Annotated in this window: 13 protein-coding genes and 1 riboswitch; of the genes, 3 read left to right on the top strand and 10 right to left on the bottom strand. The window is 72.7% G+C overall.

What is annotated here, in order from left to right; translation table 11 throughout:
* Positions 1–12 precede the first annotated feature (12 nt).
* The 3 genes from MMF93_RS28945 to MMF93_RS28935 are packed head-to-tail and all read right to left on the bottom strand — an operon-like array spanning position 13 to position 3,520.
* Complete coding sequence (locus MMF93_RS28945; protein WP_423835544.1) at positions 13–888, bottom strand: ABC transporter permease; 876 nt, start codon at positions 886–888, stop codon at positions 13–15.
* Positions 885–1,865: an ABC transporter permease gene (locus tag MMF93_RS28940; RefSeq protein ID WP_242757833.1), complete on the bottom strand. Its 981-nt coding sequence runs from the start codon at positions 1,863–1,865 to the stop codon at positions 885–887. The genes MMF93_RS28945 and MMF93_RS28940 overlap by 4 nt, the downstream gene beginning before the upstream one ends.
* A gap of 59 nt (positions 1,866–1,924) precedes the next feature.
* On the bottom strand, positions 1,925–3,520 hold the full coding sequence (locus MMF93_RS28935; RefSeq protein WP_242756061.1) for an ABC transporter substrate-binding protein: 1,596 nt from the start codon (positions 3,518–3,520) through the stop codon (positions 1,925–1,927).
* Positions 3,521–3,743: 223 nt separating this feature from the next.
* On the opposite strand from MMF93_RS28935, the gene MMF93_RS28930 reads away from it, so the two are divergent.
* Together MMF93_RS28930 and MMF93_RS28925 are read left to right on the top strand one after the other, a co-directional pair.
* Positions 3,744–4,565 carry an SAM-dependent methyltransferase gene (locus MMF93_RS28930; protein WP_242756060.1) on the top strand — a complete coding sequence of 274 codons (822 nt, stop codon included), beginning with the start codon at positions 3,744–3,746 and terminating at the stop codon, positions 4,563–4,565.
* On the top strand, positions 4,562–6,739 hold the full coding sequence (locus MMF93_RS28925) for a putative bifunctional diguanylate cyclase/phosphodiesterase (protein ID WP_242756059.1): 2,178 nt from the start codon (positions 4,562–4,564) through the stop codon (positions 6,737–6,739). Before MMF93_RS28930 ends, MMF93_RS28925 begins: the two co-directional genes overlap by 4 nt.
* 7 nt (positions 6,740–6,746) lie before the next feature.
* Here MMF93_RS28925 and MMF93_RS28920 read toward each other — a convergent pair whose 3' ends face one another.
* From MMF93_RS28920 to MMF93_RS28895, 7 genes are all read right to left on the bottom strand, one after another.
* Positions 6,747–7,682: an alpha/beta fold hydrolase gene (locus MMF93_RS28920; protein ID WP_242757832.1), complete on the bottom strand. Its 936-nt coding sequence runs from the start codon at positions 7,680–7,682 to the stop codon at positions 6,747–6,749.
* Positions 7,683–7,734: 52 nt separating this feature from the next.
* Positions 7,735–8,049: a beta-galactosidase small subunit-related protein gene (locus MMF93_RS33440; RefSeq protein WP_274709515.1), complete on the bottom strand. Its 315-nt coding sequence runs from the start codon at positions 8,047–8,049 to the stop codon at positions 7,735–7,737.
* Complete coding sequence (gene lacZ, locus MMF93_RS28915) at positions 8,022–10,922, bottom strand: beta-galactosidase, LacZ type (protein WP_274709514.1); 2,901 nt, start codon at positions 10,920–10,922, stop codon at positions 8,022–8,024. Before lacZ ends, MMF93_RS33440 begins: the two co-directional genes overlap by 28 nt.
* A gap of 69 nt (positions 10,923–10,991) precedes the next feature.
* A complete protein-coding gene (locus MMF93_RS28910) occupies positions 10,992–11,564 on the bottom strand; it encodes a DUF742 domain-containing protein (protein ID WP_423835543.1) in 573 nt (190 codons plus the stop codon).
* A gap of 9 nt (positions 11,565–11,573) precedes the next feature.
* Positions 11,574–12,026 carry a roadblock/LC7 domain-containing protein gene (locus tag MMF93_RS28905; RefSeq protein ID WP_242756058.1) on the bottom strand — a complete coding sequence of 151 codons (453 nt, stop codon included), beginning with the start codon at positions 12,024–12,026 and terminating at the stop codon, positions 11,574–11,576.
* The gene (locus tag MMF93_RS33550) at positions 12,016–14,316 is read right to left on the bottom strand and encodes an ATP-binding protein (RefSeq protein ID WP_341483313.1); all 2,301 of its coding nucleotides are present in this window, start codon (positions 14,314–14,316) and stop codon (positions 12,016–12,018) included. The genes MMF93_RS28905 and MMF93_RS33550 overlap by 11 nt, the downstream gene beginning before the upstream one ends.
* Positions 14,317–14,705: 389 nt before the next feature.
* The gene (locus MMF93_RS28895; RefSeq protein WP_242756055.1) at positions 14,706–15,371 is read right to left on the bottom strand and encodes an alpha-ketoglutarate-dependent dioxygenase AlkB family protein; all 666 of its coding nucleotides are present in this window, start codon (positions 15,369–15,371) and stop codon (positions 14,706–14,708) included.
* 216 nt (positions 15,372–15,587) lie between these two features.
* On the opposite strand from MMF93_RS28895, the gene MMF93_RS28890 reads away from it, so the two are divergent.
* The gene (locus MMF93_RS28890) at positions 15,588–16,382 is read left to right on the top strand and encodes a tyrosine-protein phosphatase (RefSeq protein WP_242756053.1); all 795 of its coding nucleotides are present in this window, start codon (positions 15,588–15,590) and stop codon (positions 16,380–16,382) included.
* 64 nt (positions 16,383–16,446) lie between these two features.
* Positions 16,447–16,642, top strand: a riboswitch (cobalamin riboswitch).
* The last annotated feature ends 111 nt before the right edge of the window (positions 16,643–16,753 follow it).

The following is a 16,753-nucleotide window of genomic DNA, read 5'->3' as shown; positions in this document are numbered from 1 at the left end:
CGGTGCCCTGGCTCACAGCATCAGCTCCGATCGGCGCCGCGGGTTGATCCGCTCCCGCCACACCCCGGCGAGGGAGGCGATGGCGAGGGTCGGGACGATGAGGAACAGGCCGGGGAAGAGGGTGGGCCACCAGTCGCCGGCCAGCAGGGTGCCGCGCGCGTCCTGGATCATGTTGCCGAGGCTGGCCCGGTGGGTGGGCAGGCCGAGCCCGAGGAAGGAGAGCGCCGACTCGTGCCAGATGGCGTGCGGCACCATCAGCACGGCGGCGAGTCCGGCCTGCGGCAGCACGCCGGGCAGCAGGTGCCGCACACCGACCCGCCAGCGGGAGGCGCCGCCCGAGACGGCGGCGTCGACGAAGTCGCGGGAGCGCAGGGACAGCACCTCGGCGCGCACGATCCGCGCGGTCGACAGCCAGTGGGTGAGCCCCACCGAGATGACGACGGGCCACACCCCGGGCCGGAACATGGCGACGATGAAGATGCCCAGCAGCAGGTGCGGCACGGAGGAGAAGACGTCCACGACGCGCATCACCATCCGGTCGGTGCGGCCGCCGGCCGCGCCGGCGGCGGCACCGACCGCGGTGCCGATGACGGTGGCGGTCAGCGCGGCGACGACGCCGACGAGGAGCGAGACGCGCAGTCCGTAGACGCAGCGCAGCAGCACGTCGCGGCCCACGTCGTCGGTGCCGAAGGGGTGGGCGAGGGAGGGCGCGTGGAGCTTGTTGGTCATGTCGACGGCCTGCTCGTCCAGCGGGACGAGCAGCGGCACGAGGACGACGGCCAGCACGACGGCCGCCACCACACACGACGAGAGGGGCAGCCGCAGGCTGCGGCCCGTCGCGGGCGTGCCGCGCGGGGTCCTGCGCCTGAGCGCCGCGGGGATGCTCACATCTCCTCCAGGGCCACGCGGGGGTCGGCGAGTCCGTAGCCGAGGTCCGAGAGCAGGTTCCCGGCCAGTACCGCGACCGTGGCCAGCGTGGTGAGCGCTGCCAGCAGCGGGAAGTCGGTCGCGGTGGCGGCCTCGACGGTCGCCGAGGCGATGCCGGGCCAGCTGAAGACGGTCTCCACCAGCAGGGCGCCGGTGATGAGTTCGGGGATGCGGGAGCCGATCAGGGTGAGCACGGGCAGCAGCCCGGAGCGCAGCGCGTGTCCCAGCAGCACGGTCCGCTCGGACAGGCCGCGGGCGCGTGCGCCGCGTACGGCGTCCTCCGCCAGCGCGTCGCCGACGCCCTGGCGGACGTACAGCAGGAACCACGGCACCTGGGAGATGCCCAGCACCAGCGCGGGCAGTGCGAGGTGGCGCAGCAGCGCCGAGGCGGTGACGACGTCGCTGCCGCTGTCGGTGAGTCCGCCCGCGGGCAGCACGTCGAGCTGGAGGGCGAACAGCCAGATGCCGAGCAGCCCGAGCCAGAACGGCGGTGCCGCCTCCAGCGTGTAGGACAGCGAGGTGACCGTCCGGTCGAGGAGACCACCCCTGCGGCGGGCCGCGGCCAGACCGAGCACGGTGCCGACGAGCACCGCGAAGGCGAAGCCGACGGCGCACAGCAGGACCGACCAGCCGAGCCGTTCGGTGATGACCTGTGCGACGGGCTGGCGCAGGGCGGTGGAGTCGCCGAAGTCGCCGGTCACGGCGCTGGTGAGCCAGTCCCACCAGCGCTGTGGGAAGGGTCCGTCGACGTTCAGGTTGGCGCGCAGCTGCTCCAGTGTCTCCTGGGAGGCGTTGAGTCCGGCGGAGCCCGCGTACTGCTGGACGGGGTCGAAGGGGGAGGCGGCGGCGACGGCGAAGACGCCGAAGGTCACCGCGGCCAGTACGGGGACGGCGGCCAGCAGCCGCCGTCCCACCAGCCGGGCGGCCGGGCCCCACAGGGCGCGCCGGGTGGGGCGCTGGAGCGGGGGCCGCGCGGCCGCGGGTATGTCCGTTTCCGTCACTTCTTGGGCTGCCAGTCCTGGACGTTCCACCAGGGTCCCGCGCCGATGCCGTGGTCGTGCGGTTCGACCTGGGTGGTCAGCCCGCGCCACTTGTCGTCGATGACGTAGACGTGGTCGATGGTGGTCAGGAAGGTGTAGCCGGGGTTCTTGGCCAGGGCCCGCTGGACCTTGGTGTAGGCGGCCTTGCGCGTCTCGGGGTCGCGGCTGCGGCGGGCGGCGTCCAGCTGCTCGTCGACGGTCTCGTCGTGGTAGTAGGCCAGGTTGTTCCAGCCGTTGCCGGCCTGCGAGGAGTGCAGCGTCGGGTAGAGGTCGAAGTCCGGGTCGGCGGGGAAGCCGTTGCCCAGCAGCATCGCGTCGTGCTGCACCTTGGGCCGGATGACCTCGCGGCTGCCCGCCTGGACGTGGACGTCGATGCCGGCCTTCTTGGCGTCGGAGGCGTAGGCCAGTGCGTGGTCCTGGCGCAGCTTGTCGCCGGAGAAGTACCAGAGGGTGAAGGCGGCGCGCTCGCCGTCCTTGCGGCGGACGCCGTCCTTGCCGGGCTTCCAGCCCGCGTCGGTGAGGATCTTCTCGGCCGCCTTCAGGTCGTGCGGCCGCTCGGTGCCCTTCGCGAACCAGGGGCTGTCGGTGGGCAGGGGCCCGTAGGCGGGCTTGCCGGCGCCGTTGAGGATCGACTTCACCATGGCCTCGCGGTCCACGGCCAGGTCGAGGGCCCGGCGGATCGCCTTGTCGCCGGTGACGGGGTTGTCGCTGGGCAGGGTGACGGCGCGGTAGTCGGCGGTCTTGGCGCTGAAGGTGCGCTTGTCCTCGTCCTTCTCGTAGGTCTTGGCGAGGTTGGGCGGCAGGATGGCGCCGTCCAGGTCGCCGGAGCGCAGCCGGGTGGCGCGCACGTCGTCGTCCTCGATGACGGCGACGGTGAAGCGCTTGATCTTCGGCTTTCCGCCCCAGTAGTGCGGGTTGGCCTTGAAGCTGAGCTTCTCGCCCTTGCGCCAGCTGGTGAGGACGTAGGGGCCCGTGCCGACGGGCTCGGTGTTGTAGGAGCCGGTGTTGACGTCCGACTTGGAGGCGACGGCCTGCGAGGCGATGGGCAGCACGGTGCGCTCGGCGAAGGCGGCGTAGGGGTACTTGAGCCGGAAGACGACGGTGTGCTCGCCCTCGGCGTGGACGCTGTCGACGGCGTCGAGTTCGCTCTTGGAGGCGTTGTTGGTCTTCTTGTCGAGGATCGTCTCGTAGGTGTAGACGACGTCCTTGGCGGTGAAGGGTTTCCCGTCGCTGAAGGTGACGCCCTCGCGCAGGTCGTAGGTGTAGGTGCGGCCGTCCTTGCTCACCTTCGGCAGGCGGGTGGCGAGAGCGGGCTTGAGGTTCATCTGCGCGTCGTGGGTCAGCAGGCCGTCGAATATCTTCGAGTTGCCCTCTTTGCCGTAGCCGAGGAGCGGGCTGAGCGTCTCGGGCTCCTGGGCGACGCCGACCGTGAGTGCGTCCGTGCCACCGCCGGGACCGCCACCGTCATCAGGGGCTGAGCATGCCGCTGCTGAGGCGAGTACGACGGCGGCGGTCGCCCTCGCGGTGGCCGTCCGTACCGTCCGGGCAGTCATCTGTGGCACACTCCTTGTTGGAAATCGGAGGCTCTTGCAAACAGCTCGCAATTAAATCATGCCGGAATGCGCTATGCCCCGATACCTCCCGCCCGTGCTGTCAACACCCGGGCAAGATCCAGCCCCAGTAACGCTGTTTCCTTCCGTGCGCCGCTCCCCGGTCGTTAGCCTCATGGGCCCGACCGGAACTCCCCGGTGAACGCAGCGAGCTGGAGACCCCTCGATGGAACGTCCCGCCTGGGCCCCCCACGGCATCGACCTCACGGTGCCGAGCGTGTCGCGGATGTACGACTACTACCTCGGCGGCTCGCACAACTTCGAGGTCGACAGGGAGGCGGCACGCAGGGCGATCCAGGCGTGGCCGGGGCTGCCGAAGATCATGCAGAACAACCGCGCCTTCATGCGCCGCGCCATCCGCTTCGCGCTCCAGGAGGGCGTCACCCAGTTCCTCGACATCGGCTCCGGCATCCCCACCTTCGGCAACGTGCACGAGGTGGCGCACGCGCTGGAGAGGGAGGCCCGGGTCGTCTACGTCGACAACGACCCGGTGGCGGTCGCGCACAGCCGCGCCGTGCTCCAGGGCGAGCGGCGGGTGGGCATCGTCTCGGCGGACTTCCGCTCCCCGCAGGACATCATGGAGTCCCCCGAGGTGGAGGACCTGCTCGACCTGCGCCGTCCTGTGGCGTTGATGCTCGTCGCGCTGCTGCACTTCGTCGAGGACCGGGACGAGCCGGGCACGTACCTCACCGAACTGGCCCGGCACCTCGCGCCCGGCAGTCTGCTCGTGCTCTCCCACGGCTCCCCCGAGGCGGGGCCGAGACGCGACGGCGGGGTCGGTCTCAAGGAGGTCTACAGCACCGCGAACGCCCCGCTGGTGATCCGCACGAAGGACGAGATCCAGCTGTTCTTCGAGGGCTTCGAGGTGGTCGAGCCCGGTCTGGTCCCGGTGCCGCAGTGGCGGCCCGACGGACCGCCTGAGTACGAGGAGAGCGGTGCCTGCGGCGGCTTCGCCGGAATCGGCCGTAAGGCGGTAGGCGCCGCGTGACTTCGCAGAACGAGCGCGGGGAGGACCGCGAGGACCGCAGCGACGGGGAAGACGGGCTGCGCAGATTCGCCCGGATCTGGAGCCGGACGATCTACCCGGCGACCCAGACCTCCCTCACCCGTGCCGAGTTGGAGGACTTCCTCCATCCGCTCGCCGTCCGTCTCGGCGAGGCCCTGCACGCCCACCCGTTCACCCCCTCGGCAGGCCGCGAGGTCGGCCGGGCGCTGGTGGACGACGCGCACTGCACCAGCCCCGACGCGCTGCCGCACGCCCTCGGCGTGGTCGAGTCCTACCTCGTGCTGTACGCGGCCGGACTCGCGCCCGCCGCCGGCGTCCCGGGCGCGCTCGGCGTCGACGAGACCCGCTCCCGCTGCGCCCGGCTCCAGCACGCGCTCGCCGCCGGGTTCACCTTCGCCGTCCGCGAGCGCACCCTGGGCGAGCAGGAGGCGCTCTCGCGGGCCGCGCTGGCCGCCCAGACCGCCGTCGAAGAGGCCCTGCACGCCTCCGAGACCCGCTTCCGCGCCGTCTTCAAGGACGCCACCATCGGCATCGGCATCGCGGACATGAGCGGCCGGCTGCGGGACGCCAACGGCGCGCTGGCCCGGATGTTCGGGCGCTCCGAGGAGGAGATGCGCCGCCGCAACCTCAACGACTGGGTGCACCCCGACGACGCCCCCGAGGTGTGGCGGCTCCACCGCGAGCTGGCCCGCGGGAGGCGTGACCACTTCCGGGTGGAGAAGCCCTACCAGCGTCCCGACGGCACCATGCTGTGGACCAACCTGACCGTCTCGCTGCTGCGGGACGCCGAGGGCGAACCGCGCTACCAACTCGCCCTCATGGAGGACGTCACCGAGCGGCGCCTGCTGCACCTGCGCCTGCGCTACGAGGCCACCCACGACGAGCTGACGGGGCTGCCCAACCGCACGCTGTTCGCCGAGCGCCTGGAGCGGATCCTCAGCCCCGGCGGCGGCGTGCGCAGGTTCGGGCTCTGCTACCTGGACATCGACGGCTTCAAGGCCGTCAACGACAGCCTCGGACACGCGGTGGGCGATCAGCTCCTGGTCGCGGTCGCCGAGCGCCTGCAGTCCTGCACCACCGCGCCGGCCCACCTGGTGGCCCGGATCGGCGGGGACGAGTTCGTGGTGCTGATGTCCGACCCGCAGGACACCGAGGAGGTCACCTGCCTGGCGCGCTCCCTGCTGGCGGCGCTGGCCACCCCGATCAGCGTCGACGGACGTGAGCTGTCCGTACGCGCCAGCATCGGCATCGTGGAGGGCGCCGCGGGCCGGCTGGAGCCCGCGGAGGTGCTGCGCAGCGCCGACATCACGATGTACCGGGCCAAGGACGCCGGGGGAAACCGCTACGCGCTGGCCGATCCGGACTCCGAGGCCCGCGCCATCGACCGGCACAGCCTCACCAACCACCTGCCGGGGGCGCTGGAGCGCGACGAGTTCTTCCTGGAGTACCAGCCGCTGATCCGGATGAGCGACGGGCAGGTGGACGGCGCCGAGGCGCTGGTCCGCTGGAAGCACCCCGTACACGGCCGCCTGGGCCCCGACCGCTTCATCCCGCTGGCCGAACACACCGGGCTCATCGTCCCTTTGGGCCGCTGGGTGCTGGAACAGGCCGTCTCCCAGGCCTGCACGTGGGCCGGCGGGCAGCCGCTGCGCGTCAACGTCAACCTCTCCCCCAGGCAGCTGCACCATCCCGATCTGGTGCCGGACACCATCGCGGTGCTGGAGGCCGCGGGGGTGGCGCCCTCGTCGCTGTGCCTGGAGGTCACGGAGTCGGCGCTGATCAGCGCCGACGAGGACGAGCTCAAGCCGTTGTGGCAGCTGGCCGACCTCGGGGTGGACATCGCGCTGGACGATTTCGGTACCGGCTACTCCAACCTGGCCAATCTGCGCAGGCTCCCGGCGACGACGCTCAAGCTGGACCGTTCCTTCACCCAGGGGCTCCAGCGCCACCCGGCCGACCCGGTGGATCTGACCTTCGTCGAGGGCATCGTCTCGCTCGCGCACGCGCTCGGCCTGGCCGTGACGGTGGAGGGCGTGGAGACCGAGAGCCAGGCCGACCAGCTGCGGCAACTGGGCTGCGACACGGCGCAGGGCTGGTACTACGCGCGTCCGGCCCCGCCCGGCGAGTTCGCCAAGGACTGGGCGCGGGCGGGGTAGCGCCGGGTCAGGGACCGACGTCCAGGTGGCTCTCGAACCACTCCAGCAGGTCCGCCTGGACCTCGTCCTTGTTGGTCTCGTTGAGGATCTCGTGCCGGGCGCCCTCGTACGCGCGCCAGCTCAGGTCGTGCGAGCCCAGGTAGCGGAAGTCCTCCAGCAGTTCGTACACGAGCGTCATGCGCTGGTGGCAGGGGTCGAGCTCGCCCACGGCCACGTGGACGGGGAGGGCGCGGGGGATGCGGGCGAACTGCTCCGGATCGTTGATCTTGCGGTTGGCGCGCACCCAGTCCAGGGACAGGCCCGCGCTGAAGGAGAAGCCGCAGCGCTCGTCCTCGGCGTAGGCGTCCACCTCCGCCTCGTCGCGGGAGAGCCACTCGTATCCGGTGCGGTGGGTGAACGCGTCGTTGAACGAGGCGAACAGCTCGGCGGTGAAGTCCGAGGGCGCGTTCCTGCCCCGCTCGGCGCTCTCCCGCTCCAGCCGCCGGATCGCGCTCTCGGTCTCGGTCCCCGGCAGGCACCGGAAGGTTCCGGAGAGCACGAGCCCCGACAGCTCCTCGCCGTACTCCTGGGCGTAGTCGCGGGCGAGCTGGGAGCCCAGGCTGTGCCCGAGGAGGAAGCGGGGCGCGTCGGAGGGCAGGTGGGCACGCGCCCGGTCGCCAACCTCCTTGAGGTCGGCGACCGTGGCGCGCCAGCCTTCCTCACCGACGGCGCCCAAGCCGCCGGTGAACTGCGCCGTCGCCCCGTGCCCCCGGTTGTCGGAGGCGACGACGGCGTACCCGTTCCGGGTCAGGAAGCGGGCGAAGCGGTCGTAGCGCTGGGCGTGTTCGGCGGCGCCGTGCGCGAGCTGCACGAGGGCGCGTACGTCTCCCTCGGGAAGCCAGGTGTAGGTCGCCACCCGCGTCCCGTCCGCCACGGTCGTGAAGTCGTCCCGCCGGTCCGTCACGTCCAGCCCCTTCCCGCTCACCTGTGCTCGCTCGCCACCTGAGCGCCGGCCGTCACACCGCGCGCAGGCGGTAACCGTAGCGGTAGGTGCGGTCCGCGTGAAGGAGGTACTGCTCCAGTGGCGCCGCGCCCCAGGAGTCGTTGCCGCCCAGCCCCATCTGGCGGTGGTTGACGCCGAGCACCGTCTCCTTCCGCGGCGTCAGCTCGTGCGGGTGCTTCGGCCCGTCCAGGTCGGCGGGGGTGTACCGCAGCGCGCTCAGCTCCAGGTGGTCGCCCGGCTCGGTGCTCACCCGCAGCCCGGTGCCGTCCTTGCCGCTCAGCTCGCCCCACCGCACGTCGGTCACGTTGCCGCACTGCTGCGGCCGCACGTACGGGGTGAACTGCTCCTCGACACTCGAGCGGTAGCGGCCCACGGCGCGGCGCCCGTGCGGCGGTCCCAGTAGTTCTCCTGCGGCCCGCGCCCGTACCAGGTGAAGGCGGAACGGTCCTTCGGCAGGGTGAGCAGCGCGCCGACCATCGGCAGGTCGGGCAGGCCCGCGCCGGGCTCCAGCGTGTGGGCGACGCGGACCTCGCCGTCCCCGCGCACGGTGAAGACGGTGGTGAACGCCGAGGTCGCCGGCGAGGTCGGCAGGGTGCTGCGGACCTCGATCGTGACGACGGAGCGGTTCTTCCTGACCACCTTCACCTCGTCGGTGGTCCGCTTGGCGCCCGCCTCCTTCCAGGTGGCCGCGGTCTTGTGGAAGCCGCGGCCGATGTCGTTGTCGGTGGGGCCGCGCCAGAAGTTGGGCACGGGACCCGCCGAGAGCACGACTGCGCCCTTGTGCCGGAAGTCGGTCAGGGTGCCGCCGGCCCTGTCCAGGGTGAGGGTGAAGTCCCGCCCCGTGACGGTGACCTGCTTGCCGCTCTCCTCGTACTCGACGGGCGGCAGCTCCTCGTCGCCGGGCTCCTTCGGCGCCGGGGTCTGCCAGTCCTTGAGCTGGAGCTGTCCGGTGGCCACCTCGTGCCCGGCCTTGGCCCAGGAGGTGCCGTGGCGCAGTACGAGAGAGAGGTTGAGCCAGTACTCGGCGCCCGGCGCGGGCTTGCCCGGGCGGGTGAGCGGGAGGCGCACGGTGCCCGTCTCGCCGGGCCCCGCGGCGGGCGGCTTCGCCGTGCCGTGCTGCTGCCGCTCGCCGTCCCGGGTGACCTCCCAGCGCAGCTCGTAGGCGTCGAGCCCGAGGAACAGCTGCTTGTTGACGACCTCGACCTCGCCCTCGGCGGCCTTCTTCCCCAAAAACGCGATGCGCTGGTAGACGTGTTTGACCTCGGCCAGTTCCGGCTCCGCCTCGCGGTCGGAGCGGATGACCCCGTTGCAGCAGAAGTTGCCGTCGGTGGGATAGTCCTTCACCCAGTCACCGCCGTAGGAGAGGTAGGTGCGGGACGCGTCGCCTGGCACGGGCTTGCGGATCGCCTGGTCGACCCAGTCCCAGATGAAGCCGCCGTGCAGGTTGGGGTACTTCTCGAAGAGGTCCCAGTACTCCTTGAGGTTGCCGGTGCTGTTGCCCATCGAGTGCGCGTACTCGCACAGCAGGAACGGCTTGGGGTTGCCCGACTCGCCGTACTTCTCGACCTCGGAGGGCGGCGCGTACATCCGGCTCTCGACGTCCGCCACGGAGCTCATGCCCTCGTAGTGCACGGGGCGGCTCGCGTCGCGCTCGTGGATCCAGTCGGCCATCTTCGCGAAGTTGTCGCCGCCGCCCGCCTCGTTGCCGAGCGACCACATCACCACGCAAGCGTGGTTCTTGTCGCGCTCGACCATGCTGCGTGCCCGGTCCACACACGCCTCGGTCCACTCCGGAAGGGACCCGGGGACGGTGTCGCGGACGCCGTGGGTCTCCAGGTTGGCCTCGTCGACGACGTACAGGCCGTGTTCGTCGCACAGTTCCAGCCAGCGGGTGGCGTTGGGGTAGTGCGAGGTGCGGACGGCGTTGATGTTGTGCCGCTTCATCAGTGCGATGTCGCGCAGCATCGTCTTCTCCGGCACGGCCTGCCCGTGGTCGGGGTCGGACTCGTGCCGGTTGGTGCCCGCGAAGACGAGCGGCTTGCCGTTGATCTCCAGCTTGCCGGGCCCGAAGGTCAGCTTGCGGAACCCGAACCGCACCCGCTGGACCTCGCTCTTCCCGCCGCCGGGCCCCTCGACCGTCAGCACGAGGGTGTAGAGGGCGGGACTCTCGGCGGACCACAGCGCCGGGCGGCGCACCGTTCCCGTCAGGTCGGCGTCGCCGATACCGCCTGCGGGCGGCCGTACGGTGCCGCTGAGCCGCCCGGTCTCCACCCTGCGCCCGTCCGCGTCGTACAGGACGCCCGTGACCGTGTACGTGCCGACCGTGCCGCCGGTGGTGTCCCGCACGCGGGTGTGCACGGTCAGCTCCGCGCTGGTGAGCGCGTCGTCGAGTGCGGTGCGGACCTCCACGTCGTGCAGGTGCACGCGCGGTACCGAGTACAGGTAGACGTCACGGAAGATCCCGGACAGGTCGATCATGTCCTGGTCCTCCAGCCAACTGCCGTCCGACCAGCGGTAGACCTCGACGGCCAGGGTGTTCTCGCCGCGCCTCAGATGCTCGCTGATGTCGAACTCGGCCGGGGTGTAGCTGTCCTCGCTGTAGCCCACCTGCCGGCCGTTCACCCACACGAAGAAGGCGGACTTCACCCCTTGGAAGGAGAGGAGGGTGCGCCTGCCGTCCCAGTCGCGCGGCACGGTGAAGGTGCGCCGGTAGGAGCCGACCGGGTTGAACTCCTTGGGGACGGCGGGCGGCTCGGGTTCCTCGTAACCGATCCACGGGTAGCGGACGTTGAGGTAGATGGGTTCGCGGTAGCCGTGCAGCTCCCAGTTGGCGGGGACGGGCAGGGTGTCCCAGTCGCCGTCGTCGTAGTCGGTGCGGTGGAACCCCTCGGGCCGCTTGTCGGGGTTCTCGGACCAGCGAAAGCGCCAGTCACCGTTCAACGACCTGTGGTACGGCGAGTGTCCCCGCCCGCCGCGCAGCGCTGACTTGGTGTCACGGTGGGGGACCAGGACCGCGCGCGCCGGTTCCCTGTTGATCTCGAAGGTGGTGGGGTCGGCGTCCCACTCCCGTCCGGTGCGGCCCGCCGCCGGTCTCCGTCCGGCCGCGAACGCCGCCTTCTGTTCCGAGAAGGCGGCATAACCCGCGAGAACGCCGCCACTTGCCGCCAGAAAACTCCGTCGTGCCCAGGGCTTCGCTTCCATAACCCACAAGACACCACAGCAACCAAGCAATAACAACGGTTCCGCACAACTTCTCTCACCATATGCCTGTCATGACCGGGTGGAGAGGCGTCGGCGAAGCCCCTCCAACAGCGCCTCCAACACCTCTCCTTCCACCGGCTCCTGACCGGCACCCACCCGAGCCGGAGCACGCACGGCGACGGCACCGCTGTCGAGGAGATCGCAGAGCACGACCTTGGTCACCACCACGGGCAACCGCAACTGCGCGGCGAGTTCGGCCACCGAGAGGGGGCCGCCCGCGCACAGCTGGAGCAGCCGCCGGTGCTCAGGGCCGAAGTAGCGCAACGGCCTGGCCCCCGTCGCCCGCACGAGCGTGGTCAGCTGATACGCGGTGGTCGGCCTGGTACGTCCGCCGCTCGCCGTGTACGGCCGCCCCAGCCGCCCCGCCGCCTCGTCGAACTGCGGCGGAGCGCCCCCGCACGACGACGGTGTCCGCCCGTCATCCTGCGGCGGCACCTCACCGTCCTGCGGCGGTGCCTCACCGCCCTGCGGCGGCACCTCGCCGTCCGGTGGCGGCGCCTCGCCGTCCGGCGGGCGTGCCGGCAACGGGTGGGGCGGCCGCGCGGGAGGGTGCGGCGGCGGGGGCGGGGGCGGAGTGCGCACGAGGTCCGCTCACGCGGGCCCTGGCTGGCGCGCGGGGGTCGACAGCGGGGAGCGCACCCGCTTGACGAGCATCGCCATCTCGTACCCCAGCACCGCAGCGTCCGCCTCCCGCCGGGCCAGCACCGCCAGGCAGGCCCCCTGCCCCGCCCGCGTCACGCAGAGCAACGACCGGTCGAGCTCGACCACCACCTGCCGCACCCCGTCGCCGCCCGCCATGCGCACCCCCAGGCTGCGCGAGAGCGAGTACAGCCCCGAGGAGAGCGCCGCCATGTGATCGGCGGTGTCGGGCTCCAGACCGTGCGCCGCCTTCACCAGCCCGTCGGCCGACAGCAGCAGCGCGCTGCTCGCGTGCGGCACCCGCTCCACCAGCCCGGCCAACAGCCAGGACAGGTCGGTGTTCTGGGCCCCGGGGGTGGGACTGGAGCCTCGGGGGGCCTGCGGTGCCTGGGTCTCACTCGCCATGGTCGCGCTCTTCTCCTGGGTGGGGCGGCGGGTGTCCGCCGGCCGGATGGTCGATGCCGTGCGCGAGAGTGCTGCCCCGGCGGAAGGCCGCCATCAGCCCCGGATCGTGCCCGCCCTCGTCGCGAGCGCTCCCGGTCGGCGGCAGAGGTTCGCGCAGCTCCGGCGCCAGATGCGTCTGCCGGCGCCGCCTGGGCAACGGAGGGCGGTCGGCCAACGGTTCGCCCTCCACAGCGCCCCGCCCCTGCGGCGAGGCTGCCCCCTGCCCTCGCCCGGAGGAGGTGCCCGGTACCCGGCCGGGGTCCTCGGCCCTCCGCGCCCGCGCGGCGGGTCCCGGCGGGCCGAGCGCACGCCTCTCGCGGTCGCGTGCGTCCCCTTCCGGGCCGCCCGTGGACTCCGTCTGCTCCGGCGCGCCCAGGGGGGCCGGGGTGGCGGGGCCGCGCTGTCCGCCTCGCGCCCGTGCGCGCGGCCGGGGATCCGCCGGAGAGACCGCTCCCGCGTCGGCGTCTCCCGCGCCCCGCTCCGCCCCCACCGTGCGGCCCTGCTCAGCGGGGAGCGCCGCGCGGTGGGCGGCGCTCCCCGACGCGGAGCCGGCTTCCGCGCCGGTACCCGAGCCCGCGCCCGACCCCGGGCCAGGGTCGGCTTTCGCACCGGGCACCGAACTCGCTCCCGCGCCGAGCCCCGGGACCGCTCCCGCGCCGGGCCCCGAGCCTGCTCCAGTGCCCCGTTCCGAGCCCACTCCCGCACCGGGCTGTGAGCCCACCCCCGCACCGGGCCCCGAACTCGCTCCCCCGCCAGTCATTGAGCCGGCTCCGGCGTCGGGCCCCACGCCCGTTCCCGCACCAGACCCCTGGCTGCTTCCCGCCCCGGGCCCCGCGCCCGCTCCCGCACGCGCATCCGCACCGGGAAACCCGCCGGGGCCGGTGGCCGCAGACGGCGCGGCACCCGGGCGTGCGGCACCCGGGCGCGCCGCACCGGGCCCCGAGTCCGTGCCCGCACGGGTGCACCCGTCGGGGCCGGCCTCCGCGTGCGGTGCCGCTCCCGCGGGCGCCGCGCCGGAGCGGGTGGTCGCGGGTGCGCCGGCCGGCGGGGCAGCCGGTCCGGCGCCGCCCGCGCCGCCGCCGTCCCGCCCGCCGTCGGGCAGCGCCGCCCTGCCGTGTCCTGCCGGCTCGCCCAGCAGGCTCCGGGGCAGGACGGCCACGGCCTGCACCCCGCCGTAGATGTTGTTCTGGAGCTGGACGACGACCCCATGGCGGTGGGCGAGGGCCGCCACGACGTACAGCCCGATGCGGCCGTCGCGCACCAGTGCCGGCACGTCGATGCCTTCCGGGTCGGCGAGGACGGCGTTGAGTTGGTTCTGCTCCTCGGGGTTCATGCCGAGCCCCCGGTCCTCGACCTCCACGGCGAGCCCGGCGGTCACCGGTTCCGTGCGGACCAGGACGCGGGTCTCCGGCGCGGAGAACACGGTGGCGTTCTCGATCAGTTCGGCCAGCAGGTGGATGACGTCCGCGACGGCGTGCCCGCGCACGGCGCCCTCGATCGGCGGGACCAACTGCACCCTGGTGTAGTGCTCCACCTCCGCGACGGAGGAGCGCAGCACCTCGGAGAGGGAGACCGGACGGGTCCACTGGCGGTGGGCGACAGCGCCGCCGAGGACGGCCAGGTTCTCGGAGTGGCGCCGGATACGGGTGGCGAGGTGGTCGACGTGGAAGACGCCCTTGAGCAGGTCGGGGTCCTCCACCTCGTGTTCCAGGTCGTCGATGAACCGGATCTCGCGGTGGACCAGGGACTGGAGCCTGCGGGCGAGGTTGACGAACACCTCCATCTTCTCCTCGCCCTCCCCGCGCGCCCTGCCCATGAGGGAGACGGCCTCCGCGACGGCGGCCTCGGCGCCGCACTGGGCGAGAGCCGCCTGGTGCACGAGCAGGTCGAGCCCGTCGCCGACCGGTTCGCCCTGCGGGGCGCGGGTGCGCGGCACGGGTCGCTCACCGTGCCGCAACGCCCAGAGCATGGATCTGAGTTCGGCCTGGCCGCGTGCGGTGGCACGGCGCAGCGCGGCGCAGCGCTCGGCGGTTCCCCGTGCTTCGGCCGCGGCGAGGTACGCGGCGGTGCCCGGCACGACGCAGCAGAGGAACGCCCCGGCGGCCAGCACTCCCCAGACCGAGGCGCCGAGGGGCGTGCCGCCGCGGGCGCGCAGGAGGCAGACGACGACGGCGGCGCCGGTGAGGGCGACGAGTCCTGCGGGCAGGACGGCGAGCCGTACGAGCCGTCGGCGGACGGCGGCGTCTCCCACGTTCTCGCGTGCGTTCTCTCGGGTGCGGGGCTTGCCGTGCCGGCGGCGTGCGACGCCGTGCCTGCCGCTGTTTCCGGAGGCTGAGACTGAGGCTGACGCTGAGGCGGACGCGGCCGCGGAGGCGACCAGTGAAGCGGAAGTGGAGGTTCCTATTCCTGCGGAGGCCTGCACCGCGTTGCTCGGAGGTTCGACCATGGGGTCCTCGGGAAGTTGAGGTGTCAAGACGGTGTGAGGGAGGTGACGACGCCATGGTCACGCTAGCCCGCAGCCACGCCCCCGACTGACCCGAACGGGGTATTCGCCAGGGTTCGCCAGCTCCCAAAGAGTGAACCCGCCCGGCTTCCGCTTGACAGGGCCGCGCGGTGACTCACCATCCGCCCCCCACCGGCTCAGTAGGCCCGCACGGTGACGTTGACCCGCCCGCGCAGCCCCAACGCGGGCGGCGCCGAGCCGGGTTCGGTGCGGGGCACCCCGTGGTAGGCCAGGCGCGCGGGCCCGCCGAAGACGAAGGCGTCGCCGCTGTGCAGCCGCACGTCCCGCCACGGCCGGCCCCGTCCCTCGGTGTTCCCGAAGCGGAAGACGCAGGCGTCGCCGAGGCTGAAGGAGACGACGGGCGCGTCGGAGCGCTCGTCGCTGTCCCGGTGCATGCCCATCCTCGCGTCCGCGCCGTAGAAGTTGACGAGCGCGATGTCGTACGCGGCGGCGCGGGCCCCGTCCCCGAACACGCCCTCCCCCACCACCGCCGCCGCGTCGCCCACCGCGCGGTGCGCCCACTCCCCCAGCCACGCGGGGAAGGCCTTCACCCGCTCACCGCCGCCGTCCACGACGGTCTCCGCGTAGCCGTAGGGGTACCAGTGCCTCCCCAGGCTCAGCTGGCGCACCGACATCTCGCCGCCGCCGGGCATCCGCACCGTCCGCAGCCCGGCGGGCGGCAGTGCCCAGCGCCGGCAGGCCGCCAGCAGCTCTCCCTGCGCCCCGGCGTCCAGCCATCCCGGCAGGTGCGCGGCGCCCGGCGCCACCTGAGCCGGTGGACGCGGAAACAGCTCCTCACTCACGGTGCGAGCGTACGGGGGCACGCGCGGTACGGGCGTAGGGGCGCTCACGACGCGGGCGTACGGAGCGCTCACGAGGCGGACCGCAGGGGGCGCACGGCGCGGGCGCGGCCCGCGCCGAGCCCGTCGCGGGGGTCACGCCCGCCGGAACTGATCGCCTCAGGCATCCATGTCGTATGGTCGAACGGACGGTCGTCTTACACGCTAGGGAGCGCACTCGTGACGCAGGAGTCCGCCGAGAAGGTGCTGGCCGGAGTACGGAACTTCCGGGACGTCGGAGGGCTGCCCACGGTGGACGGGCGGCGGGTACGGCGCGGGGTCCTCTTCCGCAGCGGACACCTGGCCCACGCGACACCCGAGGACGCCGCTTTTCTCGGCGGTCTGGCACTGCACACGGTCTTCGACTTCCGCAACGCCGCCGACCGGAAGCTCGACGGCCCCGACGTGATGCTGCCGGGCGTGCGCAACGTCAACATCCCGCTCTCGGACCCCGCCGACGGCGCGGAGTTCTGGAAGATGGTGCGCGACGGCGAGCTCGACCAGCTCCAGACCATCCTCGGCGACGGGCTGGGCGTCGAGCGGATGACGACCTCGTACCGCACCATGATCACCTCCCGGACGGCCGAGCACAGCCGGATCCTGCACGCGCTCGCCGAGGACAGCGTGCCCGCGCTGATGCACTGCGCGGCGGGCAAGGACCGCGCGGGGCTGTCGGTGGCGATCACGCTGCTGGCGCTCGGCGTCGACCGCGGCGCGATCGAGGCCGACTACCTCCTGTCCAACGACCCGCACCGGCGGTACAAGGTGCACCGCAGCGCCAAGTCGAAGGCCGGGATGTCGACCGAGGTGCTGGAACTGCTGGCGCCCCTGTTCGACGCCCGCGCCGCGTACCTGCACGCGGCCTTCACCACCATCGACGAGACCTGGGGCGACGTGGAGACCTACCTGACCAAGGGGCTGGGTCTCACCGAGGTGACCCGCACCCGTCTCAGGTCCAGGATGCTGGAGTCCTGAGCCGGAGCGTCGGGCCACAGGGCCCCGCAGACACCTGCACGCGAAGCCGCTAGGCTGGCCGTCGCAGCTGGTTCGCCCCGTCCGCCAGGCGGGAGGCGTCGCAAGAGGGAATCCGGTGGGAATCCGGGACTGCCCCGCAGCGGTGAGTGGGAACGAGAGCCGTCATACGCACTGGATGGAACGGTCCGGGAAGCGACGGCCGGTAGGTGCCCGCCGGGAGTCCGGCGGGCGTGCCCGCGAGTCCGAAGACCTGCCCGCTGCCCGCACGCCCACGCGTGCGGTTCTCCCGAGACCTCGAGGGCGGGTCGGAGAGCGGAGCAGTGCGGGCGGCGCCGACCGTCCGCCCAGGCGGGCGCCCAGGCGGCCCCGTC

It is taken from the genome of Streptomyces tubbatahanensis (genome assembly GCF_022699385.1).
Taxonomy (GTDB): Bacteria; Actinomycetota; Actinomycetes; order Streptomycetales; family Streptomycetaceae; genus Streptomyces; species Streptomyces diacarni.
The sequence above is the reverse complement of the archived record's forward strand: the minus strand, read 5'-3'. Positions and strand labels throughout refer to the sequence as shown.